At 41.0% G+C, this 23,826-nt stretch carries 21 protein-coding genes and 1 riboswitch; of the genes, 11 read left to right on the top strand and 10 right to left on the bottom strand.

Translation table 11 applies throughout. From position 1 onward, the window contains the following. The first annotated feature begins 26 nt into the window (after nt 1-26). The 4 genes from ACQKMF_RS22120 (at nt 27) to ACQKMF_RS22105 (ending at nt 4,801) form a co-directional block, all read left to right on the top strand. Nucleotides 27-551 (top strand): universal stress protein, encoded by a 525-nt coding sequence (locus ACQKMF_RS22120; protein ID WP_427574979.1) that lies wholly within the window; start codon nt 27-29, stop codon nt 549-551. A gap of 411 nt (nt 552-962) precedes the next feature. After that, nucleotides 963-1,850, top strand: a complete 888-nt coding sequence (locus ACQKMF_RS22115; protein ID WP_402941120.1) for a cation diffusion facilitator family transporter — start codon at nt 963-965, stop codon at nt 1,848-1,850. A gap of 236 nt (nt 1,851-2,086) precedes the next feature. After that, a complete protein-coding gene (locus tag ACQKMF_RS22110; RefSeq protein ID WP_230177300.1) occupies nt 2,087-3,196 on the top strand; it encodes a histidine kinase N-terminal domain-containing protein in 1,110 nt (369 codons plus the stop codon). A gap of 273 nt (nt 3,197-3,469) precedes the next feature. Beyond that, nucleotides 3,470-4,801 (top strand): hemolysin family protein, encoded by a 1,332-nt coding sequence (locus ACQKMF_RS22105; protein WP_427574976.1) that lies wholly within the window; start codon nt 3,470-3,472, stop codon nt 4,799-4,801. 54 nt (nt 4,802-4,855) lie between these two features. Here ACQKMF_RS22105 and ACQKMF_RS22100 read toward each other — a convergent pair whose 3' ends face one another. The 4 genes from ACQKMF_RS22100 to ACQKMF_RS22085 all read right to left on the bottom strand — a co-directional run bounded on the left by ACQKMF_RS22100 (nt 4,856) and on the right by ACQKMF_RS22085 (nt 7,283). Further along, a complete protein-coding gene (locus tag ACQKMF_RS22100; RefSeq protein WP_427575044.1) occupies nt 4,856-5,485 on the bottom strand; it encodes a DedA family protein in 630 nt (209 codons plus the stop codon). A 162-nt stretch (nt 5,486-5,647) separates the two neighbouring features. Beyond that, nucleotides 5,648-5,812: a hypothetical protein gene (locus ACQKMF_RS22095; protein WP_157831095.1), complete on the bottom strand. Its 165-nt coding sequence runs from the start codon at nt 5,810-5,812 to the stop codon at nt 5,648-5,650. A gap of 91 nt (nt 5,813-5,903) precedes the next feature. After that, nucleotides 5,904-6,617 (bottom strand): FixH family protein, encoded by a 714-nt coding sequence (locus ACQKMF_RS22090; RefSeq protein WP_101224241.1) that lies wholly within the window; start codon nt 6,615-6,617, stop codon nt 5,904-5,906. A 93-nt stretch (nt 6,618-6,710) separates the two neighbouring features. Then, complete coding sequence (locus ACQKMF_RS22085) at nt 6,711-7,283, bottom strand: YitT family protein (protein WP_311735918.1); 573 nt, start codon at nt 7,281-7,283, stop codon at nt 6,711-6,713. Between the two features lie 615 nt (nt 7,284-7,898). Between ACQKMF_RS22085 and ACQKMF_RS22080 the strand changes: the two genes are divergently transcribed. Continuing rightward, nucleotides 7,899-9,251 carry a hemolysin family protein gene (locus ACQKMF_RS22080; protein ID WP_101224242.1) on the top strand — a complete coding sequence of 451 codons (1,353 nt, stop codon included), beginning with the start codon at nt 7,899-7,901 and terminating at the stop codon, nt 9,249-9,251. Between the two features lie 345 nt (nt 9,252-9,596). On the opposite strand, the gene ytvI is transcribed toward ACQKMF_RS22080, so the two are convergent. After that, nucleotides 9,597-10,640, bottom strand: a complete 1,044-nt coding sequence (ytvI, locus tag ACQKMF_RS22075) for a sporulation integral membrane protein YtvI (RefSeq protein ID WP_402941109.1) — start codon at nt 10,638-10,640, stop codon at nt 9,597-9,599. Nucleotides 10,641-10,768: 128 nt separating this feature from the next. Between ytvI and ACQKMF_RS22070 the strand changes: the two genes are divergently transcribed. Continuing rightward, nucleotides 10,769-10,972, top strand: coding sequence for a hypothetical protein (locus tag ACQKMF_RS22070; protein ID WP_427574972.1), 204 nt, complete (start codon nt 10,769-10,771; stop codon nt 10,970-10,972). Nucleotides 10,973-11,631: 659 nt separating this feature from the next. Further along, nucleotides 11,632-12,051 carry a MarR family winged helix-turn-helix transcriptional regulator gene (locus tag ACQKMF_RS22065; RefSeq protein ID WP_034314851.1) on the top strand — a complete coding sequence of 140 codons (420 nt, stop codon included), beginning with the start codon at nt 11,632-11,634 and terminating at the stop codon, nt 12,049-12,051. Between the two features lie 32 nt (nt 12,052-12,083). Here the strand turns inward: ACQKMF_RS22065 and ACQKMF_RS22060 are convergent, their stop codons facing one another. Then, nucleotides 12,084-13,475, bottom strand: coding sequence for a PLP-dependent aminotransferase family protein (locus ACQKMF_RS22060; RefSeq protein ID WP_427574970.1), 1,392 nt, complete (start codon nt 13,473-13,475; stop codon nt 12,084-12,086). Nucleotides 13,476-13,578: 103 nt separating this feature from the next. On the opposite strand from ACQKMF_RS22060, the gene ACQKMF_RS22055 reads away from it, so the two are divergent. Beyond that, a complete protein-coding gene (locus ACQKMF_RS22055) occupies nt 13,579-14,157 on the top strand; it encodes a GNAT family N-acetyltransferase (protein ID WP_101224245.1) in 579 nt (192 codons plus the stop codon). A 261-nt stretch (nt 14,158-14,418) separates the two neighbouring features. On the opposite strand, the gene ACQKMF_RS22050 is transcribed toward ACQKMF_RS22055, so the two are convergent. Beyond that, complete coding sequence (locus tag ACQKMF_RS22050; RefSeq protein WP_427575042.1) at nt 14,419-14,874, bottom strand: GNAT family N-acetyltransferase; 456 nt, start codon at nt 14,872-14,874, stop codon at nt 14,419-14,421. A gap of 17 nt (nt 14,875-14,891) precedes the next feature. Continuing rightward, complete coding sequence (locus ACQKMF_RS22045) at nt 14,892-15,908, bottom strand: nitronate monooxygenase (protein WP_402941097.1); 1,017 nt, start codon at nt 15,906-15,908, stop codon at nt 14,892-14,894. 141 nt (nt 15,909-16,049) lie between these two features. On the opposite strand from ACQKMF_RS22045, the gene ACQKMF_RS22040 reads away from it, so the two are divergent. After that, entirely contained in the window at nt 16,050-17,015 is a 966-nt protein-coding gene (locus ACQKMF_RS22040) for a rhodanese-related sulfurtransferase (RefSeq protein ID WP_402941094.1), read from the top strand. A 311-nt stretch (nt 17,016-17,326) separates the two neighbouring features. Here ACQKMF_RS22040 and ACQKMF_RS22035 read toward each other — a convergent pair whose 3' ends face one another. Together ACQKMF_RS22035 and ACQKMF_RS22030 are read right to left on the bottom strand one after the other, a co-directional pair. Further along, the gene (locus ACQKMF_RS22035; protein ID WP_427574967.1) at nt 17,327-17,959 is read right to left on the bottom strand and encodes a superoxide dismutase family protein; all 633 of its coding nucleotides are present in this window, start codon (nt 17,957-17,959) and stop codon (nt 17,327-17,329) included. Nucleotides 17,960-18,128: 169 nt separating this feature from the next. Continuing rightward, complete coding sequence (locus tag ACQKMF_RS22030; protein WP_427574965.1) at nt 18,129-19,436, bottom strand: CitMHS family transporter; 1,308 nt, start codon at nt 19,434-19,436, stop codon at nt 18,129-18,131. A gap of 199 nt (nt 19,437-19,635) precedes the next feature. Here ACQKMF_RS22030 and ACQKMF_RS22025 point away from each other — a divergent pair, with 199 nt between their 5' ends. Both ACQKMF_RS22025 and ACQKMF_RS22020 read left to right on the top strand, forming a co-directional pair. Beyond that, complete coding sequence (locus ACQKMF_RS22025) at nt 19,636-20,847, top strand: MFS transporter (protein WP_101224249.1); 1,212 nt, start codon at nt 19,636-19,638, stop codon at nt 20,845-20,847. Nucleotides 20,848-21,103: 256 nt separating this feature from the next. After that, nucleotides 21,104-21,193, top strand: a riboswitch (cyclic di-GMP riboswitch). 1,096 nt (nt 21,194-22,289) lie between these two features. Then, a complete protein-coding gene (locus ACQKMF_RS22020) occupies nt 22,290-23,747 on the top strand; it encodes a SulP family inorganic anion transporter (RefSeq protein WP_101224251.1) in 1,458 nt (485 codons plus the stop codon). Nucleotides 23,748-23,826: the final 79 nt, after the last annotated feature.

The following is a 23,826-nucleotide window of genomic DNA, read 5'->3' as shown; positions in this document are numbered from 1 at the left end:
TCTTAAAAAGGGGAGAGATGATATTAATGAAGGACTTAAAGCATATTGTCGTCGCTTTTGATGGAAACGAAGAGAGTAAACGGGCTGTCGAATATGGAGCAACATTGAAAAAGGCCTTTCCAAAAGCCGAGTTGACCGTAGTTCATGTCCTAAATGATAAAGTTGAACAGCGTATCGTGGGAGACGCCTCTGCTCCATGGTTCGTACCTGCTGCCGGATTTTATGTAGATCCAGTCCAGACACATCCTGTTGTTGAAGTTGATCAGCCACGAAATCAAAAGGTAAATGACACCCCTTCCGCCATCGAGAATAGTATTCAGAACGCAGAAAGTAATACGTTGAGATTGTTAAGTGAATGTCAAGTCAAGGGGAAATTCGAACTATTGGAAGGATATGCGCCAGATAGCGTATGTGACTTTGCAGCAAGAACTTCAGCTGATCTTATCGTAGTCGGCAATAGCGCTAAAAGCGGTTTGGAAAAGTTCTTCCTTGGCAGTACAAGTAGTTCCATTTTGAAAAACGCACCCTGTTCGGTATTCATTGCAAAATGAAAATTGAGCCGGTTCACACTAGTTATTAAATACTTCGAAAAAATCCGGTTTCTTATAGAATCCGGACTTTTTGTTGGATTTTTCAGTAATACATGTATTGTTTGTATCCAAAACCACATCCCTGCACCAGTTCGAACTGTTCACTCTCAGCCCATTTGGCTCCCCTTTGTAAGTATTTAATTTTCGATCATCGGTTAGAATATTACAATTAAAGAAAATGCACATATCATCAAAAATCGCCGTTCCCATTTTATGGCGATATTCTTTCGTTTATCCAACTTCTTTACAGACCTTCAATACACCTGCCATTAACCATGTTAGATGGCTAAATACGACAATTTTTCTATAGACTCACTAAGGTTTGATTTGGTATCTTTATTAAGCCTAATTTACATTGGGGAGGGAATGGACATGGATAAACATTCGATTTCAGCTGAAAAAGGCGCGTACATAAGCATCGCCGCTTACATATTCTTGTCTGCTCTTAAATTGTCATTCGGTTATTTTGGAGATTCCAAAGGGCTTTGGGCTGATGGTTTAAATAATACGACTGACATCATCGCTTCCATAGCCGTATTGATCGGTTTAAAAATTTCAAAGAGACCTCCCGATGATAATCATTCATATGGTCATTTACGGGCGGAAACCGTAGCCTCGTTGGTAGCTGCCTTCATCATGATCACCGTGGGCCTCCAGGTTGTATTCAGTGCCATTGAATCCTTCTTTCACCAAGATTCAACAACCGTTCCCAGTATGCTGACCGGCTATGTAGCTCTATTCTCTGCAATCTTCATGTACGGAATCTACCGTTATAACTTATCTCTAAGTAAAAAGATCAACAGCTCTTCCATCTATGCCGTCGCACAGGATAATCGATCCGATGCCCTTGTCAGTGTTGGTGCTTTCATTGGAATCATCGGCACCAAGATGGGAATCCCTTGGCTGGATGCGATAGCTGCAGCAGTCGTGGGGATCATTATCTGTAAAACAGCCTGGGATATCTTTCGTGATGCCTCCATCTCTTTAACCGACGGTTTCGACGAGCAGCTCCTGCAAAAGATCGGAAAAACCATTATATTGACAGAAGGTGTTAAAGAAATGAGTGAAATTAAAGCCCGGATGCACGGAAGTGAAATCCTGCTCGAAACTACCGTTCACGTTAACCCCCTTTTGACCGTCATTCAAGGTCATGATATTACGGTTAAAATCGAAGAGAATCTTTTGAAGGAATATAATATTCAGCATGTGATCGTTCATATCGAACCATATGCATTTCATAAAAAAGGTAACCGTCATTAACTTTACGGATACCTTTTTTTGTTATTAATTCCTGTAATTACTGTAATAAAACTGTGTCAAAAAAAGGTATTTATTGATTGATTGCCGAATATTTATCCAATTGACACATGTTAAAAGAACAGTAATCTGTTATCATGAAAACAACATGTAATTATTTTGATATTTTGTAATTTTATTCTAATAAAGCACTTTCTGGGTCAAAAGTAAATTCATTTTCCTACAGTATGGAGGGCAAAATGGTATCTAATCGAGAAATGACCATTCACTTTTTATCTTCTCAAAAAACCAGCATCATTTCCAAATGGAAAGATGAGTTGCTGCATTTACCTGACGGATATCTAGGGTATTTTAAAGGAGAAGTGGAAAATATTTTTAATCTGCTAATGGATCAGCTTGGAAAATCGGATACTGAAATAGGCGATGTACTGAAGGTCGTAGGGGAAAAAATTGCGTCTGAACGAGTTAATAAGCAATTGGATATGGAAAATTTCTTTTCCACTGCAACCATCGGGAGATCCATCATCATTGAGCACGTATTGAATTCCGAAGCACCCAAAGTAGAAATATCGGATCTAATTAAGCAAATAAACGTTTGCTTCGATAAACTCATTCATTTTGCATTATCCCATTATACCGAATTGAAAACGATGGAACTTGAAGAACGCTATCAATTCATAAGCCCAAACCATAAAGACCGTTTGACGCTACTTGGCCAAATGACCTCAAGTTTTGTCCATGAATTCAGAAATCCACTGACTTCCATCATGGGATTCATACAATTGTTACAGGCAGAACAGCCTGAAATAAAATACCTTGATATCATTTCAAAGGAATTGGATCAGCTCAATTACCGGATCACACAATTCCTTAATATTTCCAAAAAGGAAACTTCAACATCACCTCCTGATCTATTTTCAATTGCTCAGCTTGTGAATGAGGTAATCGAATTTCTATACCCAAGCATCTTGGAAGTAAATGCTTCCATTACATGTAATATTGCCGAGGATGCCGTAATTTCAGGTTCTAAAGAAGAATTCCGTCAGGTTTTACTTAATATTATTTTAAATGCTCTTGATGTGGTTGCAGGGATGCCTTCCCCATCCATTTACATTTCAGGCTCTGAATCACCACCCGGCATTCTTACTTTAAATATATCGAACAACGGGCCGAAGATACCTGACGATGTTTTGCCGAATATTTTTGAACCATTCATCACCACCAAAAAAAGGGGAACGGGATTGGGATTATTCGTCTGTAAAGAAATCGTCTTAAAGCATCATGGAACCTTAACCTGTCACTCTACCGATTTCCTAACGACCTTTTCCATACAATTGAAAACTAAATAATGGATAAACAACCTTTTTTACTTAGGTTTTTAGTGTGAAATTTTTGACTGATTGACGTCCAGTTACTTATACTAATAGGTAGGTTCTACTACTAATCGAGGTGAATGATCCTATAGATTGAAAATATAAACCAGCATAATTTTCATACAAGATAGACAAGACTTATTTTTCATCTAACATTTTATACACTAAATATCATTTCATTCATTATTGGTTTTGGGAGGTGACTGGGATAATTAAATCGTTTTGCGATTCAATTAAGTCCCACACTAATTGGACATATTAAGTTTATTATTCGTCATTATTTTAATCGCTTTAACGGCCTTTTTTGTAGCTTCTGAATTTTCGATCATAAGGGTTCGCAGCTCCAGGATCGATCAATTGATTGAAGAGGGAAATAAAAAAGCCATTGCGGCTAAGAAGGTTACATCCGATCTTGATGAGTACCTATCCGCGACACAGCTTGGTATTACCGTTACTGCCCTTGGATTGGGGTGGCTTGGACAGCCGACCGTCCTAAAATTGGTTGGTCCATTATTCAATGCCTTGAATTTCCCTCAAGAAGTCACAAGCATTCTGACATTCGTCATTTCATTTTCCCTGATTACGTTCCTGAATGTGGTTGTAGGTGAATTGGCTCCAAAGACGGTTGCCATCCAAAAGGCTGAGCAAGTGGCCTTGGCAATTGCCAGCCCGCTGATATTTTTCCATAAGATAGCCTTTCCCTTCATCTGGGCCTTGAATCATTCTTCCCGATTAGTTGTCGGTTTATTTGGCTTCAAGCCAGCATCCGAAAGCGAAATAGCCCATACGGAAGAAGAATTGCGTTTCATCCTATCAGATAGCTATAAAAGCGGAGAGATCAACCAGTCGGAATTTAAATATGTAAACAACATCTTTGAATTCGATGATCGTGTTGCCAAAGAAATCATGGTTCCTAGGACGGAAATCATGACCATATCCAAAGATGATACGGTTCAGGAATTCGTCGATGTCGCCAAATTGGAAAAATACACTCGATATCCTGTTGTCGAAGGTGATAAAGACCATGTCATCGGCTTAGTGAACTTAAAGGAAGTTTTCTCGGATCTTATAAAGAATCGGGAAATCCATATCAAAGCGATAGAAAATTACGCTCGTCCGATCATTCGGGTAATGGAAAATATCCCGATTCACGATTTGCTGTTAAAAATGCAAAAAGAACGCATTCATATGGCTATTTTGATGGATGAATACGGCGGGACTTCCGGACTTGTCACAGTCGAGGATATCCTCGAGGAAATCGTTGGCGAAATTCGTGATGAATTCGATATCGATGAAGTTGCCTCGATCAGGAAAATTAAAGATGGCCATTATATTTTAGATTCTAAACTTCTTGTAAAGGAAGTGAATGATTTACTTGGCATTCACTTAGAAGAAGATGATGTCGATACGATAGGCGGATGGGTCCTTACTGAAAATTATGATGTGAAGGTAGGGGACATCATGGAAAAAGACGGCTTCTGCTTTAAAGTGATTGAAATGGAAGATCACGCCATTCGTTCTATCGAGGTGACAAAAAAGGTCGTTCAGCTTCCTCTGGAAGAAGACCTTACCCAAGGATAATGATTAAAAACAGCCACGTAAAAGGTGATTTTACGTGGCTGTTTTTTCGATTGTTCATTTATCGGGAAACCGTCCCATTTTTTTGACAGTTACGATTGGAGGTGTACTCTTTTTTTTCCATAGAATATACAGCATGATAAAGATAAAGGAAAAACCAGCAGCCGGAATGAGATAAGGTTCCGTTATTTCCCGGATTTGCTGCCAATTCTCGCCGAGGATCCGCCCTAAGGTCAGAAACAAGATGGTCCAAGGTATGACAGCCGCAACCGTATAAAATATAAACTTCCATATGGACATCCTCGCAATTCCGGCAGGGATGGAAATGGCATGGCGAACCACTGGAATGAACCGAGCCGTAAAAATCACGCCTACGCCATACCTTTGAAACCATTCCTCAGCATGTACAATATGATTTTCTTTAATTAATATATATTTTCCATACTTCAAGAGAAAGGGCCGTCCTCCATAATAACCAGCCCAATAGAGAAATAGCTGTGCCATCGTCCCGCCTGCCACTCCTGCAAGAACAGCTCCCCAAAAATTCATTTTCCCCAGGCCGACGACATAACCACCGTATCCGAGAACAAGCTCACTCGGGATGATTTCAACCATCAGCCCCAATAAAATCCCCATATACCCCATTTCCGCAAACCAATTCAATATTGTCATAATAAGCTGTGATATCATGCTATCGGACTCCCCTTACCGCTAATTTCAAATTGTTTGTCCTTCTATCCTATTTCAGCTCATGAGGTTCTATTCGATTTTTCATACCAGCTTCACAATACATCACATTTTGGAATGCAAAAAAAAAGACCAGCTGATATGTACTCCGGTCTCATTGCATTAATATTCTTTTAGCTCCCGTTTTTGGGAAAATTGAGAAAAAACAGCTGTGGTGAGTAAGGATGAATCATTTTGTGAAACATTAGTGAAAATCTCCTGGCGTGATTTCGTTTTTTCGATATGAATCCCGAGATTTTTATACTTGTTGATTTTTTGATTATTCATGCTTACCCTCCCTTTCTGCTGTACCGTTATCCTTTAACTTCCCATTTAACGAAGAGATGAAACCTGTTTAAACGATGGGATCAAAAAACAATCAATTGACTTGAATCGTTTGCAGTTGATGTTCATGCACTTCGTCTTTTTCAACATGTACCTGCACCTTATAGGTTCCCGATTCTTCGAAAGATACCTTATTTAGATATGTTCCATTTCCATCTTCTTCAGCTTTGGTGAAATGACTCTCTTCGCTGCCTTCCTTCCAGACCTCGAAATTCACATCTGCATTTGTCAGTGGTTTCCCATTCAATTCAACGGTCGCTTCAAAGTTTGAACTTTTTCCTGCCTTTACAGGGTTACTTTGAAACTCGATGGATACATCCGTACTAGGATGAACCGATGCACCTTCACTTTCATGTTCAGGAACGACAACTTCTTTTTCAGGCATTACATGAAGGCCTTTCGCCGTTACATGTGAGACTACAATATATTTGCCTTGTTCTTCAAAAGTATGCATCACTTGATACATTCCACTTCCAGTATTCTTCGCTTCAAGCATTTCCCGTTTATCCTGTCCGGACTTTCTCACTTCAAACAGTACCTCATCAGCTTCATTCACCAATTGGCTTCCCTGTTTCACTGTCGTTTCAAGAATGACTTCTTTTCCAGGCTCCACTTTCCCTTTAATGACAATAGATGCATCCATCGATTCTGGAACAGCACTGTTCACTTCTTTATCCTCTGGCATTTCAGCCTCTTGACACCCAGCTAGCATAACTAACAATGCAGTACACATATAAAGTTTTTTCATATGAACTTCCCTTTACTATTTATTAGACTAAAAATCTGTCCTTTCATATTGCCCATCCTTTCCATTTTTCAAATTTTTATACATAAATCAAAACTAAATCGTCCGCATCACGGTGACTGAAGTCAGCATGGCTACCGCGATGATCGTTAAAAATGAATATAAAAAGATTGAAGTCCCCACAACGCTTAATCCGCAAAGCAATACGCATCCATCAATAAAAAAAATCAGCAGCCCTACATTGAGCCCACTTTTCCTGGATAGGATCTGTGCCAGCATATCCGTTCCGCCTGTAGAAGTCCCATACCGAAGCATCAAGCCGATTCCAAGTCCAATCAACCCTCCCCCGATTATCGCACTTACATAAATGGGAAGACTCCATCCTGTGACAGCGTCGGAAAAAATGTCGATGCATAAAGAGGAAAAAAGCAAGCCATGCAAGCTGTTCAGAAATAATTTTTTTTCAAAATACCAAGCATATATATATAATGGAATGCTGCTCAAAATCACACCCAGTCCGGTTGGAAGTCCTATATAGTAATGAAAAATCAGCCCAATCCCTATCATGCCACCATCCAATAAATGATAAGGTATCAGAAAAAAATTGATTCCCACACCTACCAGCATGCTGCCAGCAATGATCGCTGCCATCCTTTCCATGATTTTCATGGCTGCAACCCCCTTTAATCTTCATTTAAAACTTGTCTTGGTTTCTATAGAATATGTTTGTACCATCCAAAAAATAATGTAACTGACGAATTTTTTATGAAACGGCTCTTAGTTTTCTGAATATTCTATAATATGTTACAATAAAGTAGAGAAAACAGTCAAAAACAGCTAATTATTAGCTCAAACTGATCCTTTACAAGCAATTTACCGGATTTAAGGTGCCGTAAGCTGTTTGACTGAATGATTAACTCTTTCTATAATGAAAGTATTTAAATTAATTAGAATGAGGTGATTTGATGGGGCATTAAAGAATGTTCGTTTTGACGGACGGAAGCTGCTTTGCGTAACGGATATGTGCATCCTTTTGGAAAATGGCTGCACTCCTTCAGACAGAAATTCTTCTATTTCCCGTCTACGCATCGCTAATCGGCATATACTATTATTCTCTTCATCACTAAAAGAAATGGGAGTTCAAGCGGCTGCACATCTATTACCACAGCCATTTTGAAGTAATCCCAAAAATATTCAGCACGGAAAAAAAAATATACTTGTATATTTTAAAAATGTAGGAGGTGTACTCCTTATTCGTCTCGAAGGCGAGTTAAGGGAGACTATTTGGACATAATAAACTTGGTTCTTATTGCCATTTTAATTGCTTTAACAGCATTTTTTGTAGCTACGGAGTTTGCGATTGTTAAAGTGAGAAGCACGAGGGTCGATCAATTAATTGAAGAAGGAACGAGGAATGCTATTTCAGCAAAGAAGGTCATCTCCAACCTGGATGAATACCTCTCAACTTGTCAGCTCGGAATTACCGTTACAGCTCTAGGGCTTGGATTCCTTGGGGAACCGACAGTTGAAAACATTTTGCGACCACTTTTAAATCAATTAAATCTTCCGGAGTCGGCTTCACATTTACTCTCAGTTGCAATTGCCTTTTCTTTCATTACGTTCATACATGTCGTTGTTGGAGAATTGGCACCGAAAACATTGGCGATTCAAAAAGCGGAGCAAGTAACATTATTGGTTTCGAAACCTTTAATTGCCTTTAACAAAGTCATGTATCCTTTCATTTGGGTACTGAATGGCTCTGCAAGGTCGCTTACAAGAATGCTAGGATTAAAAGCAGTTTCCGAACATGATTTGGCTCATACAGAAGAAGAGCTGCGTATCATTGTTTCCGAAAGCTACAAAAGTGGCGAAATTAACCAATCAGAGTTTAAATATGTGAATAAAATTTTTGAATTCGATGATCGGATTGCAAAAGAAATCATGGTTCCACGTACAGAAATTGCAACGGTATCCAAAGAAGATACGATTCAGCAGTTTTTCACTGTTATGGCGGAAGAGAACTTTACACGATATCCTGTCATTGACGGTGATAAGGATCATGTTATCGGAATGGTCAATATCAAAGAGCTATTCACTGAAATGATAGATAAGAACAATCAGGCTGCGTCAACGATCGACCGATATGTTCGTCCGATCATCCGTGTCATTGACAGTATCCCCATTCACGATTTACTTTTAAAAATGCAAAAGGAACGGATTCACATGGCTATCCTCATGGACGAATACGGCGGTACGTCAGGGTTGGTGACCGTTGAAGATATCCTTGAAGAAATCGTTGGCGATATCCGCGATGAGTTCGACCTGGATGAAGTGCCCGATGTCCGTAAATTAAAAGAAGATCACTACATCATCGATGCCAAGGTATTGGTCAGCGAAGTGAATGACTTACTTGGATTGGATATCAATGATGAAGATATTGATACGATGGGCGGATGGATCCTTACCGAGAATTACGAGGCCAAACAAGGTGATATCCTGACTTACGGTCCTTATAACTTTAAGATAAAGGAAATGGAAGATCACCATATTCGTTATATTGAAATATATAAACAAGTAAAAGTCGTAAGCGAAGTAAAAGAATTCCCGATCATATCACAAACCGAAATCGTTTCATGATAATAACCCCCGTTCCTAAAAGACAATAGGATCGGGGGTTATTTTTTTCAACTGGTACATGAAATAAAATAAATACATATTATATAAAACCTGCTGCTTTTAACATTGAATGATTACATGAAGTATAGTTCTACCTTAATTGTTTCATACTGTTAAAAAAGCGATACTTTTTGAAGGAGTGAGGAATCATGAAACTCATAACCATTTGCCAGCACTGCAAAGGGAAAGGGAAAACCCGTTTTCTGCAATTCTTTTCCCGGGATTGCAATCATTGCAACGGTCAAGGTAAAGCGGTAAAAGATATGTCAAATTTAAGAAATCAGGCAAAAAACATCTAATAATCTTTCATATTTTGAAATTGGTTTTGATGACACCTGCCCTCTTTAACGTATCATAAACAATCAGTATCGAAGGTCCAAGGAAAAGCCCAATGAAGCCAAGCATCTTAAACCCTAAGTAAAGACTGATCAACGATGCCAATGGGCTCAACCCCATATTTGCTGAATAGATTTTTGGTTCGATTGTCCTTCTTATGATGGTAATGACCAGGAATAGGATGATGAGGCCAATACCTAGATGATGGTTTCCTTGAGCCCAGACGATAACTGCCCAAGGAACCAGTACAGATCCCGTTCCCAAGATAGGAAGAATATCCACAACTACTATTAAGAGTGCCAACGGAATCGTATACTTCACTTCTAACAACCATAGTCCTCCATAAGCCATGATGAACGTTACTAAACTCAACGTGATTTGTGCCTTGATGAAGCCTACGGCTGCCATACTTAAATCTTGATAAACTAGCGAAATCTTTTGATAGGTGGATGTCTTCAAATAAAGGACTGCCTTTTTTCTTAACTTTGGCAATTCAAGACTAAATAAGAATAAAGCGATTAAGTAAATTAAAAAGTCAATGAAAAAACCCGGAATGAGTGTAACGAATTGAACCATATCCTGAACAAAGCCCTCTGTGAACCCCTCCAGAGCCATGACTCCCTTTTCCATCGTTTGTTCTATTGATTGAATGAGATTTGGCGGTAAAGTTTGGGAATATCTTTCCCATTGCCTAATGACTGGCAATATTGCCGTCAAATACACTTCACGTATGAAACCTGGAAATTCTTCCGAATAGACAATGACCTTCTTGATTAATACCGAAAAGGAAAAATAAGTGATGCTCATAAGCCCGCCTACATATAAAACAAATGAAATCAATACTGCCCAAAAACGATGCAGCTTTGCCGTTTCACCAATCATGCGGACCAATCCATCCAAAAGAATGGCTGTGAGCAACGCTAAAATCAAAGCCCATGAATAGGGAATGACGATTACTATGACTAAAAGGAGAAGCCCCCTCCAAAACCAGCGAAAAAAGACGGCGAAATTCACTGAACAAACCCTCCTTGCACTTTCCTGTTCTCCTTATATTTATGAAATGGGATCACATATATTTCGCTTATACGTTTTATTTTCTCAATAAGGGGAAAAAGGGATACAAAGAGATGGAGGGATTGACATTGGATAATAAAGATAAAGAAAAGTATCTTGAGGAGCGTAATGATAAATCCAAGGCCTTCAAGAAAAATCAGGAAAAACAGCAGGAACGTGATCAAGTGGTCATGCCCATTGATGATTTACCAATTGATGAAATTAAATATGAACAACAAGAAGAAAGAAATAAAAAAGAAACAAAACACCGCTCCACCAGCGAGAAGCTTTAAACAAAACCCAGCCACTTTAGAGGCTGGGTTTTGTTTGCAGGATATACTGCATTCAGGCTTCAAGGTGAGGTGTCGTATAGACTTTTCTCTGCGCCACTAGTACTTGCTAATAGAATATTTGAAGGAAAACATATATTACAGTTAGTAGTCAAAAGGAGTTCGGAAAACGTATTTTTAATTAAATGATGTACCGGGCCTAACTGACCCGCAAAGCAACACCTTCAACTCCTCAGGTATGGTTTCTGACTAAATGTTATAACAAAGTTGATTGGAGCGGGTGTCGAGACTCCTGCGGGAAAAGCGCGTCCAAGGGAGACCCCGCAGGTGCAAGCCGAGGAAAGCGAGTGCCTGGTGCTGTTATAAACGCCCAAATGGAAAAACCATAAATAAACTGTTGGCAAACTCGAATTTCCTATAGTCTAAAATATCTCCCATCATATATTAAGGTTCTTCTTGTGAATGTGCTTATGCTTCCCCGTAGTTTTTTGATGATTTGGGAGGACTGAGCTTTCCCTCAATTCATTCATATTGCCAGTGTTTTTCCCTTTCCCGCTTTGCTTCCAAAAATAAACATTGACTGAAATAAATGATTCTTTACAATAGACTTTTAAGAATTAAAGAATATAATGGATTGGTCGACCATTATAAAGGAGAATCATATGACGAACCCTACTCAATTATTTCATCAATATTTACAAGTATCGAGATCATTAGTAAGCAAAATGAATGAACAAATTACAGCACTTGAAATTTACCATAATCAGTGGACAATCCTGAATTACTTAAAGAACTGTGGCTATTCCACAATCCCCGATATTTGCAGTTACTTGGATGTAGATAGTGTTATCATCACACGTTCGGTCAACAGTATGGAACAGAATAATATGATTAAACAAGTTCCTGGAAAAGATGAACAGGAAAAACGAATCGAATTGACCCCCCGGGGCAAAGAGGTACATACAAAATGTCTAAAGATTGCCGAAAAAATCGAAGGGAAAGCCCTGGAAGGCATTACAGAAGAAGAACAGGAAGTATTTTTCCAGACGGTCCTTAAAATCCTCAATAATATAAGAAACTAAAATGGTATCTTATATCATTGTTGCACACCAAGCTATAGCCATGCCTTTTTTAAAAGTCGGATTCCTGCTTCGATTTCCCTTTCGGTTAAACCACCGTACCCAATCAAAATAGTCGGATCTTTCACATTCTTTGAATGATAAACCGATGTTGGGTGGACTTTAACCCCCACACTGGCAGCCTTTTGAATGAGCTCTGCCTCACTGCTGCCGTTTTCTACTTTTAAAAGAACGTGCAAGCCTGACTTTTCACCGATTACGGCTACACGATCATGGAAGCTCTCTTCAATGGCACTCAGCAGCACCTTATTCTTTTTTCGATAAATCGTTCGCATTTTATTCAGATGGCGTTCCCAATGTCCATTTTTCATAAAAAGACAGAGCGTTTCCTGAATCAGTCTGGAAACGGTCTGTTTGTATCCTATTAACTTCTGCTGATAGCGGCAAGCCAACTCCATGGGTAACACCATAAATCCCACCCTGATTGATGGGATGAGCGACTTTGAAAACGTGCCTAAATAGATGACCCTTCCATTGGTGTCCAACCCCTGCAAGGACGGAATCGGTTTACCGGCATGTCGGAATTCCCCGTCATAATCATCTTCAATAATATAACCCTTTTTTTCCACTGCCCAATTGAGCAATTCCACCCGTCTAGTTATCGGCATGATCATACCGGAAGGAAATTGATGGGAAGGAGTGACATAGGCAACATTCGCTGCACTCCCTTTCAAGGAGTCCACACTCATTCCACTTTCATCCAAGGGTATGTATGCCATATCCGCTCCCTCCAGCCTCAGTACCTCCCTTACCCGATGAAAGCCAGGGTCTTCCAACCCAAATACCCGTTCATTTCCAAGAAGTAACCGCAGCAGATGGATGAAATACTGGGTACCTGCTCCAATGATGATTTGATCAGCCCCGCAGCGAACTCCTCTTGATTGAAATAGATAGGATGAAATCTCAGCCCTGAGCCCCCATTCCCCTTGAGGATCACCGCTTATGAACATTTCCCTTTCCTGTAGATACAAAGTATTGTTCAAGCATTTTTTCCACACGGCATGCGGGAAAGAATCCACGTCCACCCGGCCATGGTTGTAATCTATCTCATTTCTTTCATTCGGAGGACACATCATCCCTTCTGTTACAGGCAACGGCTCATTCATATCTGAGATCGGTTCTAAATCGGCTACGTAATAACCTTTCCTTAATTGACTTTCCACATATCCTTCTGCCATCAACTGCTGATAAGCCGTATCCACTGTATTCAGGCCTATCCCTAAATGCAAGGCCAGTTTTCGTTTAGAAGGCAGTTTCATTCCGGCCTGGATTTGCCCATTCTGGATTTCCTTTATAAAGTATTTATACAATTGGACATATAAGGCTTCTTTATTCGTTTTATCTAAGGTTAGAGTGATTTCAAACATTTGGTCCTCCTTCAAACTGGTTCCATAAATTATATCAGCATTGGTCCTTATTGCAGAACCAGAATATTTTTATAATGAAGATATCAATCAAGAGGAGGAAACTATGGAGCATATCGAATTATACGGGAAACACGTGATACTCACCCCGATGCTGGAACGTCATATCGAACCGCTTTACGCCGCTTCCCTGCCATCTGAAATATGGGAATGGAGTGCAACAAAAATTTTGTCATATGAAGAGGCGATCTCCTATGTAAAGGAAGGCATTCGAGCAAGGGAACAGGAACTTCATCATCCATTTGTCGTTATCGATCGGACTGATGATTCGATAGTAGGCAGCACGAGCTTAAGAAATATTCACTTTCATAATCAATCCCTGGAAATCGGCGCGACTTGGTATCATCCCGACAAATGGCGAACAGCCATTAACACAGAATGTAAGTACCTGCTATTGCAGCATGCTTTTGAAAAGTGGCAAATGAAACGGGTTGAATTCAGGACTGACGAATGCAACAATAGATCGCGTGCAGCAATAACCAGGCTCGGCGCCCTTGAAGAAGGCATTTTGAGGATGGAGAAAAAACTGCAAGATGGGAGGATCAGGAACACGGTGGTCTATAGTATTCTTGAGCATGAATGGCCCAGTGTGAAAAGGAATTTGGAAGCTTTTTTGGAAAGGTGAAAATGAGAAAAAGAGTGCCGTTGTTTTGCACTCTTTTTCTCTTGCGCTATTTTTCATCTGAGTCTTTACGAATTTTCGATAAAGAATCCTTTTGCCTTTTCGTTGATCGAATGAATATGAAAACGCCAATCGCAAATAAAAACGGCATAAGTAAAGCAAAAAGAAGATAATCATATCACCAAAGAACAAGTTCAATCCTCCTTAGCATGCGACGCGCACTTTTGTCTGTAAAGCATTTCCGTCAAACTGGATGATCATTGCTTAGTCTAAGCTTTGTGACAAGCGAATCATATCCTGGCACTGAATCCCATTTTCATAAATGGTCTCGGAATAGTTTCTATTAAAAAAATCCCGATCGACCCCAGTGATTCTAAAACCGCATTTTTGGTAAAGGGCAAGCTGCCCTATCCCCGAATTCCCCGTTCCGATTTCAATCATTTTATATCCCTGTACCCTGGCATGGCCTTTGGCGTGTTCAATCAATTGCCTGCCGATTCCCCTTCCATGGTGCCGTTCATCGACTGCGATGTTCATTATCTCTATCAGTTCCGGGCCTTTTTGCAGTAAAACATAAACACCGATCATTCGCTTATCACTCACGGCAACAAAGCACGTTCCGCTCTCCAAATATTCCTCGACCAATTCCCTTGAAGGATCTGCCAAAAGCAATAAATGCATCGGGGGTGGCTCATCCTTGAATAATTCCCTTATCTCCATCATCATCCAAACCCTTCTCAGTTTAATTCTTCTACAAGAAGTTCAACCAATTCCGATGCAGGAAGTTCCCTGCTCAACTTATATCCCTGTCCTGCCCACAAAGCCATCAATTCAGGATTGTTTTTTTGTCCAGCCGCTTTTCGCATTTGTTTTGTCATGTGATGGACAAAAGGATAGGCGACGGGTGCAACGCTATCATATTCCGTTATAAAGTGATTCACCAACCCGCGTGCCCTCCGGCCGCTGAAGGCTCGGGTAATAGAGGTTTGAGTAAATCGTGGATTTCCCAGCGCCGCCTTATGGACCGGACTTGCCCCGCTTTCGGGACAGCGAAGGAAAGCGGTTCCCAATTGCGCCGCTGTTGCTCCCGCTTCGAGCACGGCCGCGATATCCTTTCCATGCATCAGTCCGCCCGCGGCAATGATCGGTAAGTCCAGTTCATCTTTTATCATCCGTATCAATACTAAAAGACCATAATCATCTTCTGTGCGGTTATCAAAGCTGGCCCGGTGCCCCCCTGCTTCAAACCCCTGTACACATAGAACATCGGCGCCTGCTCCCGCCGCCTTTTTTGCTTCCTGAAGGTTGGTTACTGTCACGGCTATAAGGGAACCGACATCTTGGAGCTCCCTTATTACATCTTCCGTAGGACATCCAAACGTAAAACTGACGACAGCGACCCCAGCCTCCTTCAATACATGTAGTTTATTTCCCCAATCATCGTCATCACTATCGGCTTTTCCAATCTCAGCCCCAACGCTCTCGGCCTCTTTCTCGATCTTTTCACGATAGCCAGATAATATATTTTCATCCACCGCCTCGTTGCCTGGCACAAATACATTCACGCCAAAAGGGCGCTCAGTCAACTGACGGGTCTGCCCAATCTCGTCCTTCATCTCTTCCGCAGTCTTATAGCCAGCTGCGAGAAAGCCCAATCCTCCTGCATTGGATACTGAAGCCGCAAGCTTCGGAGTGGAAGCTCCTCCTGCCATCGGTGCCTGAATGATTGGATATCTCATTAACTCTTTCAACATTCCATACAACTCCTCTTGATTTTTCTTCATGCCCTTATCATTTTTACGTTTTCTTGGTATAATGATTATCTGTAAGAGAAAAGTGTCTAAATGATCACCCTTTATATCTTGCAAATATAAAACATAGGTGGTAAATAAAAAATGGAAACAAAACCATATAGAGTATTACTTTATTATTTGTATGTACCTATCGAGAATCACGAAGAATTCGCAGTCGAGCATCTTGCGGCATGTAAAGCCCTTGAATTGAAAGGCCGTATCTTGGTGGCTTCAGAAGGTATCAACGGAACAGTTTCAGGTACGATCGAACAAACCGACAAATATATGGACATGATGAAAAGCGATCCCCGCTTTGCCGATATCGTGTTTAAAATAGATGAAGCTGAAGGCCATGCTTTCAAAAAAATGCATGTTCGTCCACGCAATGAACTTGTAACGCTTCGCTTGGAAGACGACATCAATCCGAACCAGACGACTGGCAAATACTTGAGCCCGAAGGAGTTCTTCGAGCAAATGCAAGATGAAAACACCATCGTCCTTGATGCCAGAAATGACTATGAATTTGATTTAGGACATTTCAGGGGTGCAATCAAGCCAGAAATCACGAATTTCCGTGAACTTCCGGAATGGGTACGGGAAAATAAAGAAATGTTCGAAGGCAAAAAAATCCTAACGTATTGCACCGGCGGTATCCGCTGTGAGAAATTCTCCGGCTGGCTTGTCGAAGAAGGCTTTGAAGATGTAAGCCAGCTGCATGGCGGCATCGCAACATACGGGAAGGATCCCGAAGTCCAAGGTGAACTATGGGATGGCCAAATGTATGTTTTCGATGAAAGGATTGCCGTACCTATCAATCAAAAGGAACATGTCATTGTCGGACGCGATATTTATTCCGGCGAACCTTGTGAACGCTATGTCAATTGCGCTAATCCTGAATGCAACAAGAAAATCCTTTGCAGCGAAGAGAACGAACACAAACATATGCGCAGCTGTACCCATGAATGCCGAGTGCATCCGCGTAATCGCTATGTAGTCGAGCATAACCTTTCTGAAGAAGAAGTGGCTGAGAGATTACATCTAATCGATAATTCCATTACGGCAAAATAATATTAGCAAACCCGAATCAGTGGACAAGATCCCTGTTCGGGTTTTTTTATCGATTCAAACCAAACCTTATTTTTCTATATTAAACCTATGTCTTGGACTTCATTCCACTGCAAGAATTAACTATGATCTTTTTTAATACTACTGCTTCTTTTGCAATATTACTTACATTCTTACTTCTATATCACAATAGAAAAAACCTTCTTAATTCGTAAAAAGAATGGTTTCAGCTTTTAGATTTTAGCTGCCTGTAGTCCTACCTTCAATGAAAAGAGCGATTCCTCTTTAGAGGAATCGCTCTTACTTCATTAATTTTATTTTGCCTCTGCACTTACAACAATCCCGCAAGCTTGCCTATCGCCTGCATCACCAGTTTTCAAAGTATCTGCATCCGGTCCTTTTTCTCCATTGGCTTCATAGCGGTCAGGAATATTGGCAAAGTTGTCTGGATTCGCATGAACGATTACAGCCAGCTCTTCTTTCTTCAGTTGGTCTATTGTCATGTTATCCAATGTTGCCGTATATTTTGCTGTCCCATCTTCTTTTACATATAAAGGAGGCATATCACCTGCATGCTTAGAATGTGTTTCGTCAGTTGGATTGAAGTGTCCTCCCGCTGTAGTGAAAGGGCCTTCCTTGGCATCCGCCTCACATGCTGCGTTTTCGTGAACATGAAATCCATGATAGCCTGGCTCAAGGCCCTCCAAAGCGGTCTCGATCACTACAGAATTCTCTTCAGCGGTAAAGTTCACCGTCCCAAGTGTATTACCTTCTACATCTTTAACTTCCGCTTTCACCTGCGGATCAACCTCTGCATCTGTTCCTTGTCCCACTGTAGTCATGTCCTCTGCATTATTATCGGCCTGATTTGAATCATTCGCTGAATTACATCCATACAGTAAAAAGGCAGTACACATAGGCAGTATAAGTTTTTGTTTATAGTTCATGATAAATTCCCTCACTCTCTTATATGTATTTCCTCTTATTACTTTCCACTATTATGGAAGAATAAACAGAAAGAGGGATAAATAGGAAAATAGATTGCACCAGTGAGAGTGAACACCTTACTAAATTCACAGACAAGGATTTTACAATATAGCTTAATGGGCTCATATTTTACAAAGTGATGACCCCGAAAGCAATGGCTGCAATCGTCATGATGATAGTTGTCCCAAACGCCCATTTAAACAGGAATTTTTGGTGATCCCCAAAATCCACGCCTACAAGGCCAATCAATATGAATGTTGCAGGCACCAATGGCGATAAGGGGAACCCTGCGGTCGAATGACCTAATAAAGCCGCCCTTCCGATCTCTACAGGAGCAATACCGAAGTTCGATGCCGTTTCACTTATTATTGGCAGAATGCCAAAGTAATAGGCATCAGGTGAAAAAATGAACCCCATCGGAATGCTTGTCAGCGCTACCACCAGTGGCAAATGTGCCCCGAGCCACTCCGGAATTACGGTTACGATTGAAGCAGCCATCGAGTCCATCATCTTTGTTTCTGTGAATACACCCGTAAAAATCCCTGCAGCGAAAATGAGTGTACAGATCATCACAAAACTATTGGCATGACTTAAAATTCTTTCCTGCTGTTCTTTTGGGTTCGGAAAGTTAACGAATAGTGCAATCGCAAAAGCGGAGGCAAATAAGATTTGTATCGGCAGCACTTCCATCACCAGCAAAACCATCAGTAAAATCGTCAAGAACCAATTAAACCAAAAAAGCTTGGATATTCCTTGAGGTGCGGTTTCAACAGCTGCAGCCTGTTCGCTCATACCAGGTTGCATGTTCGTTTCCAGGGAGCTGACTCCCAATCTCTCCCTTTCCTTTTTGCCAAGCACATATGCCGAAAAAAGCGTCCATAAAAGACCGCAGATCATGACCGGTATGAGAGGAATGAATAACTCCGATACTTCAACCTGAAGGCTCGCGGCCGCCCTGACCAAAGGACCTCCCCAAGGGATCATATTCATGACACCAGCGGCTAAACCAACGACACAGGCCAATACGAGCCTGTTCATCCCTAATTTGATATAAAGCGGCAGCATGGCTGAAACGGTGATCATGAATGTAGAAGATCCGTCTCCGTCCAAACCTACCAAAATGGTTATTATGGCGGTTGCCATGACAACCTTTAGCGGGTCTCCTTTTACAAAACTCAGTATTTTAGCGATCATGGGCTCGAATAAACCAACGTCAATCATTAAACCAAAGTATAGAATAGCAAAAACGATCATGACTGCTGTTGGTGTCACCTTTAAAATACCGGCAACCATCATATCTCCCATTTCCGAAGCAAACCCACCAATCAGACCAAAGGCTATCGCCGTGAAGATAAAAGCTACAACCACTGACAAGCGCTTTGTGATGACTAAGACAAGAAACGTTAAAATCATGCAAAATCCTAAAATCGTTAACATGTTAAAAACTCCTTTAATTGAAAATATGAGAACCTTTAGATTTTTAATTTTTCTGAAAAATCAATATTTTCACATTATAACATTTGCACATTCATTAAAAAACCAGTAAAACAAATTCGTTTAATAAATTAGTTAAATTCTGTATACTATTATTTAGGAACCCGAAGTTTTTTCGGAGGAAAGAAGTGTTGTATGTAAAATGAACGCTCATAAAATAGCTAAACGGAATCTTTTCATCATGTGGTTCGCCAATTTCTTCATAGGCGGGAGCATGACGATGGTTCTTCCATTCATATCCTTATACATTGGTACATTCGGAGATTACTCGACTCAATATATCCAGCATTGGTCCGGATGGACTTTTGGAATCACTTTCGTGACAGCCTTTTTATTTTCCCCCATTTGGGGACGGATTGGTGACCGGTATGGCAGAAAGAAAATCTTGATTGCCTGCGCCTTTGGGATGGGTCTGTCCATCTTCCTGATGGGATTCGTCGAAAATGTTTGGCAGCTATTCGTCTTAAGGATGTTCACAGGAATATTCACTGGCTTCATTTCCATGTCACAGGCCTTCATATCAACGCAGACACCAAAAGAAATTGCCGGACGTGTACTGGGAACCTTACAAACGGGAAATATAACCGGTTCCCTTTTCGGACCATTGCTTGGCGGCGTGCTTGCAGACACACTCGGCTATTCAACCGCCTTTAAATTCACCTCCATCACCATTTTCATCTCTGGACTTCTTGTTTTTGCAACCAAGGAGTACATAATGGAACAGCAGAAGGGAACGAAGTCGAGCTATACAAGCAGGGAGGTTCTTTCGCATATCTTAAGGAACCCCATCTTAGTGAATGTCATGCTCATTTCGACACTTGTCCAAGTTGCCCACTTCAGCATCCAGCCCATTCTTTCTTTATACGTTGGCGAGCTGCATGGAACTTCCAATCTCGGATTTTATTCAGGAATCGCCTTTTCTGCAGCAGGCCTGGGGAATTTATTGATGGCGCGTCACTGGGGCAAGATAGGTGATCGGCATGGTCATGTGAAGATTCTTGTGCTGCTTCTTTTTCTGACAGCTCTTGTCTACTTGCCCGGTGCCTTCATCAATCATTTTTGGCAGCTTGTTTTTGTACGTTTCATACTAGGCATGGCAATAGGCGGCATCATCCCTGTAAGGATTGCCTACATTCGCCAAGAAGCGCCTGTCGCAATGCAGGGGGAAGTGCTTGGGTACAATACGAGCCTGCGCTTTTTAGGCAATATCATCGGACCCGCTATGGGCGGAATGGTTGCTGGTTTCTACGGATTCTCCGCCGTTTTCATAACGACCAGCACTTTACTCCTCATTGCCGGACTTGTCCTCTATTTCGCGATGCACCGCAATCCGGAGTTGGCCAGATCACATTAATCACACTTTGGCAAGAAAGCCTGCTTCCAGATGGAAGCAGGCTTTCTCATGTTTAATGCTCATACAGCTGTAGTGCTGGATACTTTTGGAACTGAATCTCGTTTCGGTCATATTCCGATACAGTCAGTGAGTTAAAGATTTGAAACCGGTAACGTTCATGCCTATCCGTAAACTCCATCCAACCTTAGGTCCCACCCATAAACTGATAAGTATTTTTACTGCACTGCACTTCATCACACATTAGGTTTTATGTTAAGATTATTATAGGCAAATTTTATGAAAGTAAAAGACGCAAAGCCACGGGCCTAAACCAACAACTAGTTGTCATGGCAGCCGGGCTGCCACGATTTTTCTTGAATGGATCACTTTATTATCAATTTCTTGCCCCTTTTTAATTTGCCTAAAATTAAAACAAGGAGGGTTATATATGTTCTTTCCAACCATTTATTCAGCTACTACGGATGAGAGACACATAGTTAAAGATAAAAATACTTGTGCATGCGGCACAAGATATAATGTATTCGCAATGTTGTCCAGAAGCGACCTTCGAAAGATCAGGTTCAAGCATTATAAAGAAGTGACATGTCCTAAATGTAAATCCAGCATTGATAAGGGTTAGCCCCTTAACAATGGAATGAGGTTCCTTACTTTTTAACCCTCACCACTTCCTTGTATAAAAAAAGGAATATATAGTTCCGGTAAAAAACACTCAATTACCTCATGCCCAATTATACTGACACAGTTAAAGCACTATCATTTTTCATTATATGAATAGTAAATGTACGGTCGGCCTATAACTGGCTCGATTGATAAATCATCATGTGGTTTATAAGAAATCATTAGATTCTATCGCGTATCACTACCTTCTAAAGCCCATGTCTGGACTGTCATGAACCGGTTCCAATCGTTGGGGCAAAGCGTGTAGGAGCCCATTATGTCAAAAATGGCCAAGCCACTTTTTCGGAAATCCATTTCGATTGACATTATTACATGCATGCCCTGTATGCAAACATACTAAATGATCCAGCTTTCTAGTGGTACCGCCTCCCTCCATATATAATCGGCTGTTATAAGATAATGATATATCCCTCCCAATACGAAGGTACGAGTTTATTTGCCACTCAACCGGTAATCTTCATATCATCCCTTTTAGTCATTCATTTTTTGGAGACCCTACCGAAGGTCAATAGACAGTTTTCCGATTCATCCCATAGATGAATCGAGGCTTCTTCAGCCTTGGTTCCCTTACAAGATGGCTCAAGCACCTCTTGTATCAATTCTTCCCGCTTTAGGCATTTTACCTTCATTCAATTAGAAATGAATAGCCCTCGATTTGTCGTTTATATTATCCATATAGATAGAAAGAAGGGCTCATGCTATAATTTAGTGCGTTAAAAATAGAAATTTAACACACATATATAAAAGAAAGAAGGAGTGTTTCTTTGAATACATCTGCATACAAACAGGAATGGTTCGGCAACGTTAGAGGAGATGTCCTATCGGGAATTGTCGTTGCCTTGGCATTGATTCCGGAGGCGATTGCCTTTTCGATCATTGCTGGCGTTGACCCAATGGTTGGTCTATATGCCTCATTCTGCATTGCCATTGTCATCTCTTTCGTCGGCGGGAGGCCGGGAATGATATCGGCTGCCACTGGCGCAATGGCACTCGTCATGGTCGACCTTGTTAAAGATCATGGCTTGAACTATTTACTTGCTGCAACAATATTGACTGGTTTGCTGCAAATTTTACTAGGGGTCTTAAAAATCGGGAAATTAATGAAGTTCATCCCGAAACCGGTCATGACTGGTTTTGTGAATTCTTTAGCCATCTTGATTTTCACGGCACAGCTTACCCATTTCGTGGGCGAAACGTGGATCATGTATGTCATGACAGCCGTTTCATTAGCAATCATTTATCTTTTTCCGCTGATCACGAAAGTCATACCTTCACCACTTGTCGCCATCATATTCATGACGGTCGTTGCAGTTACCACAGGGGCTACGGTGCGGACGGTTGGGGATATGGGGCAATTGACCGAAGCGCTCCCGATGTTCATGCTTCCAGACATCCCTTTGACCTTCGAAACTTTGGCGATCATTTTCCCTTATTCCATTGCCCTTGCGTTTGTTGGGCTGCTTGAATCGTTATTGACAGCTCAAATTGTCGATGAGATGACTGACACGGACAGTAATAAAAATAGGGAAGCCAAGGGCCAGGGGATTTCGAATATAATCGCCGGATGTTTTGGAGGCATGGCAGGATGTGCGATGATTGGCCAATCCGGTATCAACATTAAATCAGGTGGAAGGGGCCGGCTCTCGACATTTGTAGCGGGAGCATTCCTTATGGTATTAATCGTGGTATTGAATGATGTCCTTATTAAAATACCGATGGCTGCACTTGTCGCAGTCATGATCATGGTTTCAATCGGGACATTTGACTGGTCTTCCCTAAAGAGGCTCACTAAAGCTCCTAAGTCGGATGCAGCCGTGATGATCGTGACGGTCCTCATTGTTCTTTATACACATGACTTATCAAAAGGGGTATTTGCCGGAGTGCTTTTGAGCATGATTTTCTTCTCGGCTAAAATTTCTAAAGTGGCAGCAGAGAAAAAGGAAGATATCCAGGCTAAGAAAATCACTTATCGTATCAGCGGACAAATATTTTTTGCTTCTGTCCAGGACTTTGTTTCGAAGTTTGACTTCAAGGAAAAAGCCGATGCAATCGTCATCGACTTCTCCCATTCCAAGATCTGGGATGCTTCAGCAGTCGGTGCTGTTGATACGGTTATCCTTAAATATCAGCTTCTGGGAATACCTGTCCAAGTCCAAGGGCTCGATGAAGAAAGTTCGTCATTGCTTGAAAAACTCGCCACCTCAGAAAGTAAAATATCTTGAAGAAGTAACATTCTGCTGAATAGAAACTTTTCAAACCGACAAAATAGATAATATGAATCATTTCCTTTTGAAAGGAGCG

It is taken from the genome of Peribacillus sp. NPDC101480 (assembly GCF_050277335.1).
In the GTDB taxonomy this organism is placed as follows: Bacteria; Bacillota; Bacilli; order Bacillales; family DSM-1321; genus Peribacillus.
The sequence above is the reverse complement of the archived record's forward strand: the minus strand, read 5'-3'. Positions and strand labels throughout refer to the sequence as shown.

Coding starts and splice junctions, on each gene's coding strand:
- ACQKMF_RS22120 (WP_427574979.1), top strand. CDS start 27: ATGAAGGACTTAAAGCATATTGTCGTCGCTTTTGATGGAAACGAAGAG.
- ACQKMF_RS22115 (WP_402941120.1), top strand. CDS start 963: ATGGATAAACATTCGATTTCAGCTGAAAAAGGCGCGTACATAAGCATC.
- ACQKMF_RS22110 (WP_230177300.1), top strand. CDS start 2,087: ATGGTATCTAATCGAGAAATGACCATTCACTTTTTATCTTCTCAAAAA.
- ACQKMF_RS22095 (WP_157831095.1), bottom strand. CDS start 5,812: ATGAATAATCAAAAAATCAACAAGTATAAAAATCTCGGGATTCATATC.
- ACQKMF_RS22090 (WP_101224241.1), bottom strand. CDS start 6,617: ATGAAAAAACTTTATATGTGTACTGCATTGTTAGTTATGCTAGCTGGG.
- ACQKMF_RS22085 (WP_311735918.1), bottom strand. CDS start 7,283: ATGAAAATCATGGAAAGGATGGCAGCGATCATTGCTGGCAGCATGCTG.
- ACQKMF_RS22065 (WP_034314851.1), top strand. CDS start 11,632: ATGACGAACCCTACTCAATTATTTCATCAATATTTACAAGTATCGAGA.
- ACQKMF_RS22060 (WP_427574970.1), bottom strand. CDS start 13,475: ATGTTTGAAATCACTCTAACCTTAGATAAAACGAATAAAGAAGCCTTA.
- ACQKMF_RS22055 (WP_101224245.1), top strand. CDS start 13,579: ATGGAGCATATCGAATTATACGGGAAACACGTGATACTCACCCCGATG.
- ACQKMF_RS22050 (WP_427575042.1), bottom strand. CDS start 14,874: ATGGAGATAAGGGAATTATTCAAGGATGAGCCACCCCCGATGCATTTA.
- ACQKMF_RS22045 (WP_402941097.1), bottom strand. CDS start 15,908: ATGTTGAAAGAGTTAATGAGATATCCAATCATTCAGGCACCGATGGCA.
- ACQKMF_RS22040 (WP_402941094.1), top strand. CDS start 16,050: ATGGAAACAAAACCATATAGAGTATTACTTTATTATTTGTATGTACCT.
- ACQKMF_RS22035 (WP_427574967.1), bottom strand. CDS start 17,959: ATGAACTATAAACAAAAACTTATACTGCCTATGTGTACTGCCTTTTTA.
- ACQKMF_RS22030 (WP_427574965.1), bottom strand. CDS start 19,436: ATGTTAACGATTTTAGGATTTTGCATGATTTTAACGTTTCTTGTCTTA.
- ACQKMF_RS22025 (WP_101224249.1), top strand. CDS start 19,636: ATGAACGCTCATAAAATAGCTAAACGGAATCTTTTCATCATGTGGTTC.